Origin of the sequence: Streptomyces lavendulae subsp. lavendulae (assembly GCF_002803845.1) — a bacterium.
Taxonomy (GTDB): domain Bacteria; phylum Actinomycetota; class Actinomycetes; order Streptomycetales; family Streptomycetaceae; genus Streptomyces; species Streptomyces lavendulae.
Window position 1 is genome coordinate 3737596 of the sequence record NZ_CP024985.1, and the last position, 14624, is coordinate 3752219.

13 protein-coding genes are annotated in these 14624 nt (G+C 72.6%); 5 read left to right on the forward strand and 8 right to left on the reverse strand.

From position 1 onward, the window contains the following. Positions 1-5 precede the first annotated feature (5 nt). The 8 genes from SLAV_RS16035 to SLAV_RS16070 are packed head-to-tail and all read right to left on the reverse strand — an operon-like array spanning position 6 to position 6997. A complete protein-coding gene (locus SLAV_RS16035; RefSeq protein WP_030241216.1) occupies positions 6-2096 on the reverse strand; it encodes an NADH-quinone oxidoreductase subunit 5 family protein in 2091 nt (696 codons plus the stop codon). Further along, positions 2093-2452: an NADH-quinone oxidoreductase subunit NuoK gene (nuoK, locus tag SLAV_RS16040; RefSeq protein ID WP_030241213.1), complete on the reverse strand. Its 360-nt coding sequence runs from the start codon at positions 2450-2452 to the stop codon at positions 2093-2095. The genes SLAV_RS16035 and nuoK overlap by 4 nt, the downstream gene beginning before the upstream one ends. Next, positions 2452-3063: an NADH-quinone oxidoreductase subunit J family protein gene (locus tag SLAV_RS16045; RefSeq protein ID WP_037689182.1), complete on the reverse strand. Its 612-nt coding sequence runs from the start codon at positions 3061-3063 to the stop codon at positions 2452-2454. Before SLAV_RS16045 ends, nuoK begins: the two co-directional genes overlap by 1 nt. Beyond that, entirely contained in the window at positions 3060-3659 is a 600-nt protein-coding gene (locus SLAV_RS16050) for a NuoI/complex I 23 kDa subunit family protein (RefSeq protein ID WP_030241206.1), read from the reverse strand. Before SLAV_RS16050 ends, SLAV_RS16045 begins: the two co-directional genes overlap by 4 nt. Continuing rightward, on the reverse strand, positions 3659-4627 hold the full coding sequence (locus SLAV_RS16055; protein WP_030241204.1) for a complex I subunit 1/NuoH family protein: 969 nt from the start codon (positions 4625-4627) through the stop codon (positions 3659-3661). The genes SLAV_RS16050 and SLAV_RS16055 overlap by 1 nt, the downstream gene beginning before the upstream one ends. Beyond that, entirely contained in the window at positions 4624-5976 is a 1353-nt protein-coding gene (locus SLAV_RS16060; RefSeq protein WP_100660888.1) for an NADH-quinone oxidoreductase subunit C, read from the reverse strand. The genes SLAV_RS16055 and SLAV_RS16060 overlap by 4 nt, the downstream gene beginning before the upstream one ends. Then, positions 5973-6599, reverse strand: a complete 627-nt coding sequence (locus SLAV_RS16065; RefSeq protein ID WP_030241200.1) for an NADH-quinone oxidoreductase subunit B — start codon at positions 6597-6599, stop codon at positions 5973-5975. Before SLAV_RS16065 ends, SLAV_RS16060 begins: the two co-directional genes overlap by 4 nt. Beyond that, the gene (locus SLAV_RS16070; RefSeq protein WP_030241197.1) at positions 6590-6997 is read right to left on the reverse strand and encodes an NADH-quinone oxidoreductase subunit A; all 408 of its coding nucleotides are present in this window, start codon (positions 6995-6997) and stop codon (positions 6590-6592) included. The genes SLAV_RS16065 and SLAV_RS16070 overlap by 10 nt, the downstream gene beginning before the upstream one ends. Positions 6998-7154: 157 nt before the next feature. Between SLAV_RS16070 and SLAV_RS16075 the strand changes: the two genes are divergently transcribed. The 5 genes from SLAV_RS16075 to SLAV_RS16095 all read left to right on the forward strand — a co-directional run bounded on the left by SLAV_RS16075 (position 7155) and on the right by SLAV_RS16095 (position 14623). Further along, positions 7155-8327 carry a sensor histidine kinase gene (locus SLAV_RS16075; protein ID WP_030241194.1) on the forward strand — a complete coding sequence of 391 codons (1173 nt, stop codon included), beginning with the start codon at positions 7155-7157 and terminating at the stop codon, positions 8325-8327. A gap of 639 nt (positions 8328-8966) precedes the next feature. Beyond that, positions 8967-10280 (forward strand): sensor histidine kinase, encoded by a 1314-nt coding sequence (locus SLAV_RS16080; protein WP_078950738.1) that lies wholly within the window; start codon positions 8967-8969, stop codon positions 10278-10280. Between the two features lie 472 nt (positions 10281-10752). Beyond that, complete coding sequence (locus SLAV_RS16085; RefSeq protein WP_030241187.1) at positions 10753-11412, forward strand: response regulator transcription factor; 660 nt, start codon at positions 10753-10755, stop codon at positions 11410-11412. Positions 11413-11610: 198 nt separating this feature from the next. After that, positions 11611-13560: a 2-oxoacid:acceptor oxidoreductase subunit alpha gene (locus tag SLAV_RS16090; protein WP_100660889.1), complete on the forward strand. Its 1950-nt coding sequence runs from the start codon at positions 11611-11613 to the stop codon at positions 13558-13560. Beyond that, on the forward strand, positions 13553-14623 hold the full coding sequence (locus tag SLAV_RS16095) for a 2-oxoacid:ferredoxin oxidoreductase subunit beta (RefSeq protein WP_100660890.1): 1071 nt from the start codon (positions 13553-13555) through the stop codon (positions 14621-14623). The genes SLAV_RS16090 and SLAV_RS16095 overlap by 8 nt, the downstream gene beginning before the upstream one ends. Position 14624 lies beyond the last annotated feature (1 nt).

Genomic DNA, 14624 nt, shown 5'->3' on the forward strand with positions numbered 1-14624 from the left:
ACGGCTCACGATCCGGCGTTGACGTTGGCGAGGACGGCGGTGGCGATCGCCAGGACCACGGCGCCGGCGAGCAGGGCGCTCAGATAGCTCTGCACGTTGCCGGTCTGGGCCCGGCGTACGAGGCCGCCGAGCAGCCGGGGGCCGGCGCCCGCGCCGCGGACGTACGTGTCGACGACCTCGCGGTCGAGGAAGCGGACCAGGGTCGCGGCGGCCCGGACGGGGCGGACGAACAGCCGGTCGTAGACGGCGTCGAGGTGGAAGCCGTCGGCGGCGTGGCGGTGCAGGGGGCCCAGGAGCGCGCGGCCCGGGTCGGGGGCGGGCCCGGCCGGGACGGCGGGGTGGTCGTGGGTGACCTCGGCGACCTCGGGGGTCTCGGCGGCGGACACGGCGGCGAGCGCGGCGGATTCGGCGGATTCTTCGGCGGCGACGGAGGCGGGTGCGGGGGCCGTGCCGGGGGCGCCCGTGGCCGGGCCCGCAGGGGCCTTGCCGGGGGCGGGCGCGGCCGTGGCGCCGACGGCGGCGGCGGCCTGGGCCGCGGCGCGCTGCCAGAGGCCGTAGGTGAGGACGATGCCGATGAGGGCGGCGCCCGTGCCGAGGACCGAGGTGGCCACCGTCGGGGTGAGCTCCCTGCCGCCGAACCAGTCGGCGAGGGTTCCGGCGGCGAGGCCGAAGCCGACCGTGGGGACCGCCAGCAGCCACAGCACGCCGGTCATGGCGACGGGCTCCCTGCCGTGGTCGGGGGCGGCGGCGCCCCGGCCGCGGAAGGCCATCAGCCACAGCCGGGTGGCGTAGGCGGCGGTGAGCAGGGCCGTCAGCACCCCGGCGACGAGCACCAGCCAGCCGGCCGCGCCGGGGGCGGTGTCGGAGTGTCCGGTCGCGGTCTGCTCGGCGGCGACGAGGACGGCTTCCTTGGAGAAGAAGCCGGCGAAGGGCGGGATGGCGGCGAGCGCGAGCAGCGCGATCGTCATCGTCCAGAAGGCGTCGGGGATGCGCTTGGCCAGGCCGTCCATCCGGGACATGGCGGCCAGGGAGTTCGTTCCGGCGGCGTGGATGATGACGCCCGCGCCGAGGAAGAGGAGCGCCTTGAAGGCGCCGTGGGACAGGAGGTGGAAGACGGCGGCCGCGCGGTCGCCGACGGCCAGGGCCCCGGTCATGTAGCCGAGCTGGCCGATCGTGGAGTAGGCGAGCACCCGCTTGATGTCGTCCTGCGCCAGGGCGGCGAGGGCGGAGCCGACCATCGTGACGGCGGCCATGACGGCCATGACCACCAGTGCGGCGCGCGAGGCCTCGAAGACCGGCAGGAGGCGGGCGACGAAGTAGATGCCGGCCGCGACCATGGTCGCGGCGTGGATCAGCGCGGAGACCGGGGTGGGGCCCGCCATGGCGTCCGGGAGCCAGGTGTGCAGCGGGAACTGGGCGGACTTGCCGGCGACGCCCGCGAGCAGGAGCAGCGCGATCAGCGTCGGGTGGTCGAGCCCGCCGGAGGCGACGGTGCGCAGGATCTTGGTGATCTGGAAGGAGTCGGCGTCGGTGGCGAGGGCGAACAGTCCGATGAGGAAGGGGACGTCGCCGAGCTTGGTGACGAGGAACGCCTTGAGGGAGGCGGAGCGGGCCGCTTCGGTCTCCCAGTAGTGGCCGACCAGGAAGTACGAGCAGATGCCCATGACCTCCCAGCCGACGAGCAGCACCATCAGGTCGCCGGAGTAGACGACGAGCAGCATGGCGGAGGTGAAGAGGGAGACGAGCGCGGCGTACGAGGGGTAGCGCGGGTCGTCGCGGAGGTAGGCGGTCGAGTAGACCTGCACGCAGGTGGCGACGACCCCGACGAGGACGGCGACGAGGACGGCGAAGCCGTCCAGGTAGAGCGACAGGTCGATGGGCACCGAGCCGGTCGGTGTCAGTTCGGTGGCGGTCTCGATCGCCGGGCCGCCGCCCTGGCGGACGGCGACGAACACGGCCAGTACGGCGGCGCCCAGCGTCGGCAGGATGGCGAGCGGCCGGACGAGTCCGGGGGCCGTGCGGCCGAGGAGCAGGCCTGCCACCGCGCCCAGGAAGGGCAGGACGGGTACGAGGACCGCGAGGGTCGTGGTGCTCACGCGGCGACCTCCGGCCGGGCGGTGTTGTCGTCGGGCCGGGCGGGCTCGTGGCCCTCGGCGGTGTCGCGCAGCTTGTCGACGTCCGAGGTGCCGCGGTTGCGGTACACCATCAGCACGATCGCGAGGCCGATGCCGATCTCGGCGGCGGCGATGGCGATCGTGAAGAGGGTGAGGGCCTGTCCGGCGTGGAGGGTGTCGCGCAGCCAGACGTCGAAGGCCACCAGGTTGAGGTTGACGGCGTTGAGCATCAGCTCGACGGACATCAGGACCAGGATGGCGTTGCGGCGGGCGAGCACTCCGTAGAGGCCGGTGGCGAACAGGAGCGCCGCCAGGACGGCGGGGTAGGCGAGGTGCATCAGCGCTGGCCCTTCCCGGTGCGGGCGGCGGCGTCGGCGGCTTCCTCGGCGGCGGTGTTGCGCCGGGAGAGCACGATGGCGCCGATGAGGGCCGCGAGGAGGAGGACGGAGAGCGCTTCGAAGGGGAGCACCCAGTGCTGGAAGAGGATCTCGCCGGTGACCTTGGTGGAGCCCTGGGCGGGGCCGTCGAGGTCGATCCAGGTGGCGCGGAAGGCGTCGACCACGACCCAGACGAGGGTGGCGCCCGCGAGGCCGGCCACGCCGAGGGCGACCCAGCGGTTGCCGGAGTCGGCGTCCGGTGAGCGGCCGATGGGGGCCTTGGTGAGCATGAGTCCGAAGAGGAGGAGGACGACCACGGAGCCGAGGTAGATCAGTACCTGGACCCAGGCGATGAACTCGGCGGTCAGCAGCAGGTACTCGACGGCGATGCCGCCGAGGGCGACGACCAGCCAGAGGGCGGCGTGCACGAGCTGCTTGGTGGTGACCGTGACGAGGGCGGCGCCGAGGGTGGCGAGGCCGACGAGGACGAAGGCGATCTCGACGCCGGTCGGCGACAGGAAGCCGTGTCCCGCGGCGGCCAGGGGGGCCAGGGGGGCGGTTGCGATGCTCACGCGTCGGCCTCCGGGGTGGTCGGGGGCGTGGCGGGCGCGGTGTCCGCCGCCTGGGCCCGGGCAGCGGCGGCCGCCGCGGCTTCGGCCTTGTCCACGGCCTTGCGGGCGGCGGCGATCTCCTTGGGCTCCTCGGCGGCGGGGTCCAGGGCGGGCGGGGCCGGCACGGTCCACATCCACTCGCGCAGCTTGTCGCGCTCGTGGGTGAGGTCGTGGATGTCGGTCTCCGCGTACTCGAACTCCGGCGACCAGAAGAGGGCGTCGAAGGGACACACCTCGATGCAGATGCCGCAGTACATGCAGAGGGAGAAGTCGATGGCGAAGCGGTCGAGGACGTTGCGGCTGCGCTCGCGGCCGCCGGGGGTGGCGGCGGGCACCGTCTCCTTGTGGGAGTCGATGTAGATGCACCAGTCGGGGCACTCGCGGGCGCACAGCATGCAGACCGTGCAGTTCTCCTCGAACAGGCCGATGACCCCGCGGCTGCGGGGCGGGAGCTCGGGCTGCGTCTCGGGGTACTGGGCGGTGTGCGCGCGCTTGGTCATCGTGCGCAGGGTGACGGCCAGGCCCTTGGCGAGGCCGGATCCGGGGATCGGGGACATTACTGGATCGCCACCTTCACGATGCCGGTGAGCGCGATCTGGGCGAGCGCGAGGGGGATGAGCACGGTCCAGGCGAGCTTCTGGAGCTGGTCCTCGCGCAGGCGCGGGTAGCTCACGCGGAGCCAGATCACCACGAAGGCGAGGACGGCGACCTTGAGGAGGGTCCAGACCCAGCCGAGGCCGTCACCGCCGAAGGGGCCGTGCCAGCCGCCGAGGAAGAGGACGGTGGTCAGGGCGCACAGGACGACGATGCCGGCGTACTCGGCGAGCAGGAACAGCGCGAAGCGCAGGCCGGTGTACTCGGTGTACGCGCCGAAGATGATCTCGGAGTCGGCGACGGGCATGTCGAACGGGGGCCGCTGGAGTTCGGCGAGGCCGGCGGTGAAGAAGACCAGCGCGCCGATGATCTGCCAGGGCAGCCACCACCACTCGAAGGCGCCCACGATGCCGGGCAGGGACACGGTCCCGGCGGCCATCGCCACGGAGGCGGCGGCGAGCAGCATGGGCAGCTCGTACGCGAGCAGCTGGGCGGCGGTGCGGAGGCCTCCGAGGAGGGAGAACTTGTTCGCGGAGGCCCAGCCGCCCATGAGGGAGCCGAGGACTCCGATGCCCATGACGGCGAGCGCGAAGAAGAGACCGGCGTCGATGACCTGGCCGACGGCGCCCTCGCCGGGCCCGATGGGGATGGCCAGGAGGACGAGCAGGTACGGCAGCAGGGCGACGGCCGGGGCGATCTGGAAGATGCGGCGGTCGGCGTTGGCCGGGACGATGTCTTCCTTCTGCGCGAACTTCACGCCGTCGGCGACGAGCTGGGCCCAGCCGTGGAAGCCGCCGGCGTACATGGGGCCGAGACGGCCCTGCATGTGCGCCATCACCTTGTGCTCGGTCTGTCCGACGACGAGCGGGAGCACGAGGAAGACGGCGAAGACGACGATGAGTCGCAGGGCGACGTCGAGGACGTCGTTCACGCGTCGCCTCCGGTGGTGTCGGGATCGGGGTCGGGGTCCGGATCGGGGTCGGGCTTGGCCTTGGGCTCGGACGCGGGGTCCGGGGGTGTGGCCGGGGACCCTCCGGGGTCCTCGAAGGCGGGCTTCGGGTTGTGCCAGGGGGCGTCGGCGCTACGGGGTGCCGTGCGGCGGGGAGCCTCCGGCTCCGGCGCGGGGGTCGTCTCCGCGTCCGCCGCCGGGGCCGCCTGGCTGGCGGATCCGTCCGAGGCGGAACGGGTACGGCGGACCGGGCGGGCCGGGTCCGGGGTGGCGGCGTCCGGAGCCGTGGTGTCCGGAGCCGCCTGGCTCGCCGAGCCGTCCGACGCCGAGCGGGTACGGCGGACCGGGCGGGCCGGGTCCGGGGCCGCCGCGTCCGGGGTGCCGGCCGCCGGAGCCGTGGCGTCCGGGGACGCCTGGCTCGCCGAGCCGTCCGAGGTCGAGCGGGTGCGGCGGACCGGGCGGGCCGGGTCCGGGGCCGCCGCGTCCGGGGTGCCGGCCGCCGGAGCCGTGGCGTCCGGGGACGCCTGGCTCGCCGAGCCGTCCGACGCCGAGCGGGTACGGCGGACCGGGCGGGCCGGGTCCGGGGTGGTGGTGTCCGGGGCCGGGGTGTCCGTCGGCTGGGTGGCCGAGCCTTCCGTTACCGAGCGGGTGCGGCGGGCGGCCGGGGCGTCGCCGGTCGGGCGGGGGCGGCGGGCGGCGGGGCCTTCGCCGGCCGCGCGCGGGGTGCGGGCCGGGCGGGTGGGGGCCGGCGGGAGCTGGCCCTTGAGGGGACCCCAGTCGTTCGGGTCGGGCACCCCGGGCGGCAGCATCTGGCGCCGCTTGGGCGCGTCCGGGTCGTGGGCCTCGCCCGGCTCCTTCGCCCCGGGCCACGCCTTGGCGACCCGCGCCGCCAGGACGAAGTCCTTGCGCAGCGGGTGGCCCTCGAAGTTCTCGGGGAGCAGCAGGGGGACGAGGTGCGGGTGGTCGGTGAAGGTCACGCCGAACATCTCGTACGTCTCGCGCTCGTGCCATTCGGCCCCCGCGTACACGGCGACGGCCGACGGCAGGGACGGGGCGGCGTGCGGGACGGTGGTGCGCAGCAGGAGGCGGCGTACGCGGTGGTTCTCCAGGGAGACGACGTGCGCGCAGATCCGGAAGCCCGTGCCGGGCTCGTCGACCGCGCTCAGCCAGTCGAAGTAGGTGCAGCCCAGCTTGTCGCGGGCGATCTCCAGCGCGGGGACCCAGGATCCGACGGGGACGTCCACGGTGAGGACGTCGTACGCGAAGGAGCCCACGGCCTCGGCGCCGAAGACGGTGGCGGCCGCGTCGGGGAGGGAGTCGTAGAGGTTCACGCGCCGGCCTCCGGGGCGGAGACGGGGGCGGGCGGGGGCGTGACGAGGCCGCTGGTGAGCTGGGAGACCGAGGGCGCCGCCGCGTACCGCTCCGCGAGGGACTCCCGGGCGATCTTCTCCTGGAGCTTGAGGATGCCCTGGAGGAGCGCTTCGGGGCGGGGCGGGCAGCCGGGGACGTAGACGTCGACCGGGATGATCTGGTCGACGCCCTTGGTGACCGAGTACGAGTCCCAGTAGGGGCCGCCGCAGTTGGAGCAGGCGCCGAAGGAGATGACGTACTTCGGCTCGGGCATCTGCTCGTAGAGCCGCTTGACGGCCGGGGCCATCTTGTCCGTCACCGTGCCCGAGACGATCATCAGGTCGGCCTGGCGCGGGCCGGGGGCGAAGGGGATGACCCCGAGCCGGATGAAGTCGTGGCGGGCCATGGAGGCGGCGATGAACTCGATCGCGCAGCAGGCGAGCCCGAAGTTGAACACCCACAGGCTGTAGCGGCGGCCCCAGTTCAGGACCACCTTCATGGGCTCCGGGGCGAGGCGGGAGAGGACTCCCAGGCGCTTGGGCTCCGGGAGCAGCTCCGGCTGAACCGTCACGTCGGTCACGTCCGGCTGGGGTGTCACGTCCATTCGAGGACGCCCTTCTTGTACGCGTAGAGCAGGCCGACGGCCAGGAAACCGAGGAAGACGAACATCTCCACCAGGGTCGTGGCGCCGTAACCGGCGGCGGCGAACACCGTCGCCCACGGGAAGAGGAAGATCGAGTCGACGGCGAAGATGACGTAGAGGAAGGCGTAGACGTAGTAGCGGACCTGGGTGTGGGCCCAGCCCTCGCCGACGGGGTCCACGCCGCACTCGTAGGTCAGCAGCTTCTCGGGGGTCGGGACGACGGGCCGCAGCAGGCGGCCGGCGCCGAAGGCCACCGCCACGAAGAGCACGCCGAGGACCGCGAGCAGGCCGACGACCGAATAACTCCGGAAGTAGTCCGCGGCGGTCACGGTCACGGTCGATACCGTTGGGTCGGGCACGTCCGTTTCCTCGCTCCTCGGCCACTGTCGACGATCTGGTTGATCTGGTACGGACGGGAGTCTAGGGCCTGGGCTGCGCGGGGTGGGGTTATCCCCCGTTCACTGCCGCCGGGCCGCCCCATGGCATGACGCGGACGGAATTGGCAGGCTGTCCGGCATGACCGCGAACGATCAAGCTCCGTCCCCTCCTCCCGTGCGTCCCGCCTTCGACGCGGTCACGTGGAAGGAGATCGCTCATCTGCTGAGCAATCTGCCGGTGACGTTGATCGGTTTTGTTTACACGGCGTTCATGGTCGCCACGACCGGCGGTCTGTCCGTGACCGCGATCGGACTGCCCCTGCTCGTTTGCGGCCTTTACGGGGCCCGGCTGCTCGGGAAGTTCGAACGGATGCGCGCGCGGGCGCTGCTGGGGGTGCGGGTGGCCGAGCCGACCCCGCTGCCGGGGCCGCGGCGCGCGGGCGGGTTCTTCGCCTGGCTGTGGGCGGGGATGAAGGACCCGGTGGGCTGGCGGACCGTGCTGTACGAGTTGGTCCGGCTGCCGTGGGGGGTGCTGACCTTCACGGTAACGCTGACGGGGCTGTTCGTGCTGTGGCCGGTCCTGCCGTACCTGGTCCGCGGCATGGCCAATGTGGACCGGGTGATGGTACGGGGCCTGCTGTCGCCCTCGGACGAGCTGGAGCGGCGCATCGCGGAGCTGGAGTCGGACCGGGTGGTGGTCGTGGACACGGCGGCGGCGGACCTGCGGCGGATCGAACGGGACCTGCACGACGGGGCGCAGGCGCGGCTCGTGGCCCTCGCGATGGGGCTGGGTCTGGCGAAGGAGAAGCTGCTGGAGGACCCGGAGGGGGCGGCGGCGATGGTCGACGAGGCTCACGGGGAGGTGAAGCTGGCCCTCCAGGAGCTGCGGGACCTGGCCCGCGGGATCCACCCGGCGGTGCTGACCGACCGGGGGCTCGACGCGGCCCTGTCCTCGGTGGCCTCGCGCTGCCTGGTGCCGGTGAAGGTGTCGGTGGACCTGCCGGCCCGGCCGGCGGAGGCGATCGAGGGGATCGCGTACTTCACGGTCTCCGAGCTGCTGCAGAACGTCAGCAAGCACGCGGGGGCGCGGGGCGCGAGCGTCGAGGTGTGGCGGGCGGGGCCGCGGCTGCTGATCCGGGTCTCGGACGACGGGCGGGGCGGGGCGCGGATGTCCGGCGGCACGGGTACGGGCATGGCCGGCCTCGCGGAACGGCTGCGGGCGGTGGACGGGGTGTTCACGGTGGACTCCCCCGAAGGGGAGGGCACGGTGGTCTCGGCGGAGCTGCCGTGGCGGGAACGGGGGCTCGCGTAGGCAGCGCAGCTGCCGGGCCGGAACGGGGCTCGCGCGGACGAGCGGGACCGGCCGCGATCCGGGCACCGAGCGGGGCCTCCGCCCGAGAGGGCGGGGGCCCGTCGGCACGTACGGGGCCGCGTGGCCGCGGCCGGGAGCCGGAGCCGGGGGCCGGAGCCGGGACCGGGGACCGGAGCCGGGACCGGGGACCGGGGGCCAGAGCCCAGGGCCCGTGCCGGAGGCCGGGGGCTGGGGGCTGGGGCGGAGGCCAGGGACTGGGGCGGAGGCCAGGGGCTGGGGCCCAGAACTGGGCGAGCCGGGACCGGGACCGGGGACCGGAGCCCAAAGCCAGAGCCGGGGGGCCGGAGCCGGGACCGGGGGCCAGAGCCCAGGGCCCGTGCCGGAGGCCCGGAGCTGGGCCGGTGGCCGGGGGCTGGGCCCGGCGCATGGGCCGGGGCTGGGAGTCGGCGGAGGTCCAGGGGGCGGGGGCCGGAGTCCGGGGACCCGGTGGGTGGGAGCGGGGCCCGGGGGCCCGGGGGCCGGGGCGGGTGGGGTGGGGTTAACCCCCGGGTGGAGAGGCCGATCCGCCGCATGGTTCGGAATAGGGCCGGACGGCAGGCTGGGAGCCGACAAGGACACGAGGAAGGGCGGGGCGGGATCATGGGCAACGGCATGGGCGGCATCGACGGCCCCGGCGGCGGGCTCGCCGCCGTGCTGCGGGCGCCGGTGGCGGCGCGGACCTGGCGGGAGTTCGGGTACCTGCTGATCGGGCTGCCGCTGAGCACCCTGTACTTCTGCGTCGCCCTGACGGGCGTGGCCCTCGGCACCGGGCTGCTCGTCACCTTCGTCGGGGTGCCGGTCCTGGCCGGTGTCCTCCTGGTGTGCCGCGGCTTCGGCCGGATCGAGCGAGGCCGCGTACGGTCGCTGCTACGCATGCCGGTCGCCGAACCGGCGCCGGTCCGGGCCGGCAAGAGCGGGCCCCTCGCCGCCATGGGGGCGCTGCTCAAGAGCGGGAGCGCCTGGCGCCACGTCCTGTACTCGGTGGTGCACTTCCCGTGGGCGGTGTTCGCCTTCTGCCTCGCGCTGACGCTGTGGGCCTACGGGTGGAGCGCCCTGCTGTACCCGCTGTGGTTCTGGGTCTTCCCCGCCTTCACCGATCAGCCCGGCCTGCAGCTCGTCCAGAACGGCGAGTACACCTTCTACCTCGACTCGCCCGTGGCCATCGCGGCCACCTGCCTGGCCGGGCTCCTGATCACCCTCGCCACGCCCTGGGTGATCCGCGCGCTGACCGGCGTCGACCGGCTCCTGGTCGGCGGGCTGCTGGGCCGTACCCGCCTGGACGACCGGGTCCGGGAGCTGGAGTCCGACCGCGGGGTGGTCGTGGACACGGCGGCGGCGGACCTGCGGCGCATCGAACGGGACCTGCACGACGGGGCGCAGGCCCGCCTGGTGGCCCTCGCGATGGACCTGGGGCTGGCGAAGGAGAAGCTGACGGAGGACCCGGCGGGGGCCGCGCGGATGGTGGACGCGGCCCACGGCGAGGTCAAGGTCGCCCTCCAGGAGCTGCGGGACCTGGCGCGCGGGATCCACCCGGCGGTGCTGACCGACCGGGGGCTCGACGCGGCCCTGTCCTCGGTGGCCTCGCGGTGCGCGGTGCCGGTGAAGGTGTCGGTGGACCTGCCGGCCCGGCCGGTGGCGGCGATCGAGGGGATCGCGTACTTCACGGTCTCCGAGCTGCTGCAGAACGTCAGCAAGCACGCGGGGGCGCGGGGCGCGAGCGTCGATGTGTGGAAGTCCGGGGGTCGGCTGCTGATCCAGGTCGTGGACGACGGGCGCGGCGGGGCGGATCCGCGGGGCGGGACGGGGCTGGCGGGGCTCTCCGAGCGGTTGGACGCGGTGGACGGGGTGCTCGTGGTGGACTCCGAGGCGGGGCGGGGGACCACGGTGACGGCGGAGCTTCCCTGGAGGGCCTGACCGTTGCCCTGGCCGGGCCGGTACGGGGTTTCCCGGGGGGCCTGACCGCGCAGCGGCCCGGGGCCCGGGGGCTGGCCCCCGGGCCCCGGGCCGCTGCGCGGGGCTGGTCCCCTGCCCGTCCTTCGCCCGTTCCCCCTCAGGCGCCGGGGAGGCCGGCGGAGCGGTGCGGGCCGTCTCCCGGGGGCTCCGCCCCGGAGCCCCGCGCCTCAAACGTCGGCGAGGCTGGATCTTGCCCCGGCACCGCCGGACTTTCACCCCGGCGCCCCCCGCCGGATTTCGCCACTGCGGCTGGAATTGATCGACCCGGCTTGATTCGACCCGATTTCGTTCGTCCCGCACGCACTTGTTGACCAAGACCACCCTTTACCGGGCCTTTGGGCTGGGATGCTTGGCTCGGCCAGGGAAACCCGGCTGCCAGGAACGGTCGTGGATTGACGAGTGGACGCGGGAGCTGCTGAACGTGGACGACAGGGTGCGGGTGGTCATCGCCGAGGATTCAGTGCTGCTCCGTGAGGGCCTGACCCGGCTGCTGACCGACCGGGGGCATGACGTCGTGGCCGGCGTCGGGGACGCGGAAGCCCTGATCAAGACGGTGGCGGACCTCGCGGCCGAGAACGCGTTGCCGGACGTGGTGGTGGCCGACGTACGGATGCCGCCGACCCACACCGACGAGGGCGTACGGGCCGCCGTGCGCCTGCGCCGGGAGCATCCCGGGATCGGGGTGCTCGTGCTGTCGCAGTACGTGGAGGAGCAGTACGCCACCGAACTGCTGGCCGGTTCCAGCACCGGGGTGGGGTATCTGCTCAAGGACCGCGTGGCCGACGTCCGGGAGTTCCTCGACGCCGTCGTCCGGGTGGCCCGGGGCGGTACGGCCCTGGATCCCGAGGTCGTGGCGCAGTTGCTCGGCCGCAGCCGCAAGCAGGACGTCCTGGCCGGCCTGACCCCGCGCGAGCGGGAGGTGCTGGGCCTGATGGCGGAAGGACGCACCAATTCCGCCGTGGCCAAGCAGCTCGTGGTCAGCGACGGGGCGGTCGAGAAGCACGTCAGCAATATCTTCATGAAGCTCGGCCTGTCCCCGAGTGACGGGGATCACCGGCGCGTTCTGGCGGTCCTCACCTATCTGAGGTCCTGATCGACTGACACTCTGTCAGGCAGAGCACACCGGCACAGGTCGGGGGATTCGGAACATTCGTTTGGAGCACGACGTCTGTCGGACAGACCGGCCCCGAAGGGCCGGTCCAGAATGCGGGCGCCCAGAGGCCGAAAATCCTCACGGACGTAGGGTTGGCCTTGGGAACGAACGCCCGCGCCTCGAAGGAGGTCCAGTTCAGTGACCAGCCAGGTCAGTAGCCCGGCCGAGCAGGCCGACGGGGCCGGTGGGTCCATCGGAGAGCAGCGCAGCGAGAATGCGCCCGATGGAGCCGGCAAGGAAATCCGTCGTGTGGACCGTGTGATCATCCGTTTTGCGGGTGATTCGGGTGACGGTATGCAGTTGACGGGTGACCGTTTCACGTCGGAGACGGCGTCGTTCGGTAATGATCTTTCGACGTTGCCGAATTTCCCGGCGGAGATCCGGGCGCCTGCCGGGACCCTGCCGGGTGTGTCGTCGTTCCAGCTGCATTTCGCGGATCACGACATCCTGACGCCGGGGGACGCGCCGAACGTTCTGGTGGCGATGAATCCGGCGGCGCTGAAGGCGAACATCGCCGATGTGCCGCGGGGTGCGGAGATCATCGTGAACACGGACGAGTTCACGAAGCGGCCGATGGCGAAGGTGGGGTACGCGACGTCCCCGCTGGAGGACGGTTCGCTGGACGCCTACCGGGTGCACGGGGTGCCGCTGACCACGCTGACGGTGGAGGCGCTGAAGGACTTCGGTCTGTCGCGCAAGGAGGCCGAGCGCAGCAAGAACATGTTCGCGCTGGGTCTGCTGTCGTGGATGTACCACCGGCCGACGGAGAACACGGAGAAGTTCCTGCGGCAGAAGTTCGCGAAGAAGCCGGACATCGCCGAGGCGAACATCGTGGCGTTCCGGGCGGGCTGGAACTTCGGGGAGACCACGGAGGACTTCGCGGTCTCCTATGAGGTGGCTCCGGCGACGAAGGCGTTCCCGGCGGGTGTGTACCGCAACATCTCGGGGAACCTGGCGCTGTCGTACGGGCTGATCGCGGCGGCGCGGCAGGCGGATCTGCCGCTGTACCTGGGTTCGTACCCGATCACGCCGGCCTCGGACATCCTGCACGAGCTGTCCAAGCACAAGAACTTCGGGGTGCGGACCTTCCAGGCCGAGGACGAGATCGCGGGGATCGGTGCGGCGCTGGGGGCGGCGTTCGGCGGGGCGCTGGGGGTGACGACGACCTCCGGGCCGGGTGTGGCGCTGAAGTCGGAGACGATCGGGCTGGCGGTGTCGCTGGAGCTGCCGCTGCTGATCGTGGACATCCAGCGCGGCGGGCCCTCGACGGGGCTGCCGACCAAGACCGAGCAGGCCGACCTGCTCCAGGCGATGTACGGGCGCAACGGTGAAGCCCCGGTCCCGATCGTGGCCCCCCGCACCGCCGCCGACTGCTTCGACGCCGCCATCGACGCCGCCCGGATCGCGCTCACCTACCGCACCCCCGTCTTCCTGCTCTCCGACGGCTACCTCGCCAACGGCTCCGAGCCCTGGCGGATCCCGGACGTGGCCGACCTGCCCGATCTGCGGACCCGGTTCGCGACCGCCCCCAACCACACGCTGGCCGACGGCACCGAGGTGTTCTGGCCCTACAAGCGGGACCCGCAGACGCTGGCCCGGCCGTGGGCGGTCCCGGGGACGCCGGGGCTGGAACACCGGATCGGCGGGATCGAGAAGCAGGACGGCACCGGGAACATCTCCTACGACCCGGCCAACCACGACCACATGGTCCGCACCCGCCAGGCCAAGATCGACGGCATCGCCGTCCCCGACCTGGAGGTCGACGACCCCACCGGCACCGCCCGCACCCTGGTCCTGGGATGGGGCTCCACCTACGGCCCCATCACCGCCGCCGTCCGCCGGCTCCGCGCCCAGGGGACGGCCATCGCGCAGGCCCACCTGCGCCACCTCAACCCCTTCCCGGGGAATCTCGAAGAGGTCCTGAAGCGTTACGACAAGGTAGTGGTGCCCGAGATGAACCTCGGACAGCTGGCCACCCTGATCCGGGCGAGGTACTTGGTCGACGCCCAGTCGTACAACCAGGTCAACGGAATGCCCTTCAAGGCGGAGCAGCTCGCGACGGTTCTCAAGGAGGCCATCAATGACTGAGGTGACCGACGCCCCCCACCACCTGCTGTCCTTGGTCCCCAAGGCCGAGGCCAAGCAGTCGATGAAGGACTTCAAGTCGGACCAGGAGGTCCGCTGGTGTCCGGGCTGCGGCGACTACGCCGTCCTCGCCGCCGTACAGGGCTTCATGCCCGAGCTCGGACTGGCCAGGGAGAACATCGTCTTCGTCTCCGGCATCGGCTGCTCCTCCCGCTTCCCGTACTACATGAACACCTACGGGATGCACTCCATCCACGGCCGCGCCCCCGCCATCGCCACCGGACTCGCCTCCTCCCGCCGCGACCTCTCCGTCTGGGTCGTCACCGGCGACGGCGACGCCCTCTCCATCGGCGGCAACCACCTCATCCACGCCCTGCGCCGCAACGTCAACCTCAAGATCCTGCTCTTCAACAACCGGATCTACGGCCTCACCAAGGGCCAGTACTCCCCCACCTCCGAAGTCGGCAAGATCACCAAATCCACCCCGATGGGCTCCCTCGACGCGCCCTTCAACCCCGTCTCCCTCGCCCTCGGAGCCGAAGCCACCTTCGTCGCCCGCACCATCGACTCCGACCGCAAACACCTCACCGAGGTCCTGCGCCAGGCAGCCGACCACCCCGGCACCGCCCTCGTCGAGATCTACCAGAACTGCAACATCTTCAACGACGGCGCCTTCGACGCCCTCAAGGACCAGGAACAGGCCCGCGAAGCCGTCATCCGCCTCGAACACGGCCGGCCCATCCGCTTCGGCACCGACGACACCAAGGGCGTCACCCGCAACCCCGACACCGGCGACCTCGAAGTCATCACCGTCACCCCCGACAACGAACACCGCGTCCTGACCCACGACGCCCACGCCACCAGCCCCACCACCGCCTTCGCCCTCTCCCGCCTCGCCGACCCCGACACCCTCCACCACACCCCCATCGGCGTCTTCCGCGACACCACCCGCCCCGTCTACGACACCCTCATGGCCGACCAGCTCGACAGGGCGATCGACCAGAAGGGCAAGGGGGACCTGGCGACGCTGCTCGCGGGCAACGACACCTGGACGGTCGTCGGTTAGC

Coding starts and splice junctions, on each gene's coding strand:
- SLAV_RS16075 (WP_030241194.1), top strand. CDS start 7,155: ATGACCGCGAACGATCAAGCTCCGTCCCCTCCTCCCGTGCGTCCCGCC.
- SLAV_RS16080 (WP_078950738.1), top strand. CDS start 8,967: ATGGGCAACGGCATGGGCGGCATCGACGGCCCCGGCGGCGGGCTCGCC.
- SLAV_RS16065 (WP_030241200.1), bottom strand. CDS start 6,599: ATGGACGTGACACCCCAGCCGGACGTGACCGACGTGACGGTTCAGCCG.
- nuoK (WP_030241213.1), bottom strand. CDS start 2,452: ATGCACCTCGCCTACCCCGCCGTCCTGGCGGCGCTCCTGTTCGCCACC.
- SLAV_RS16095 (WP_100660890.1), top strand. CDS start 13,553: ATGACTGAGGTGACCGACGCCCCCCACCACCTGCTGTCCTTGGTCCCC.
- SLAV_RS16050 (WP_030241206.1), bottom strand. CDS start 3,659: ATGTCCCCGATCCCCGGATCCGGCCTCGCCAAGGGCCTGGCCGTCACC.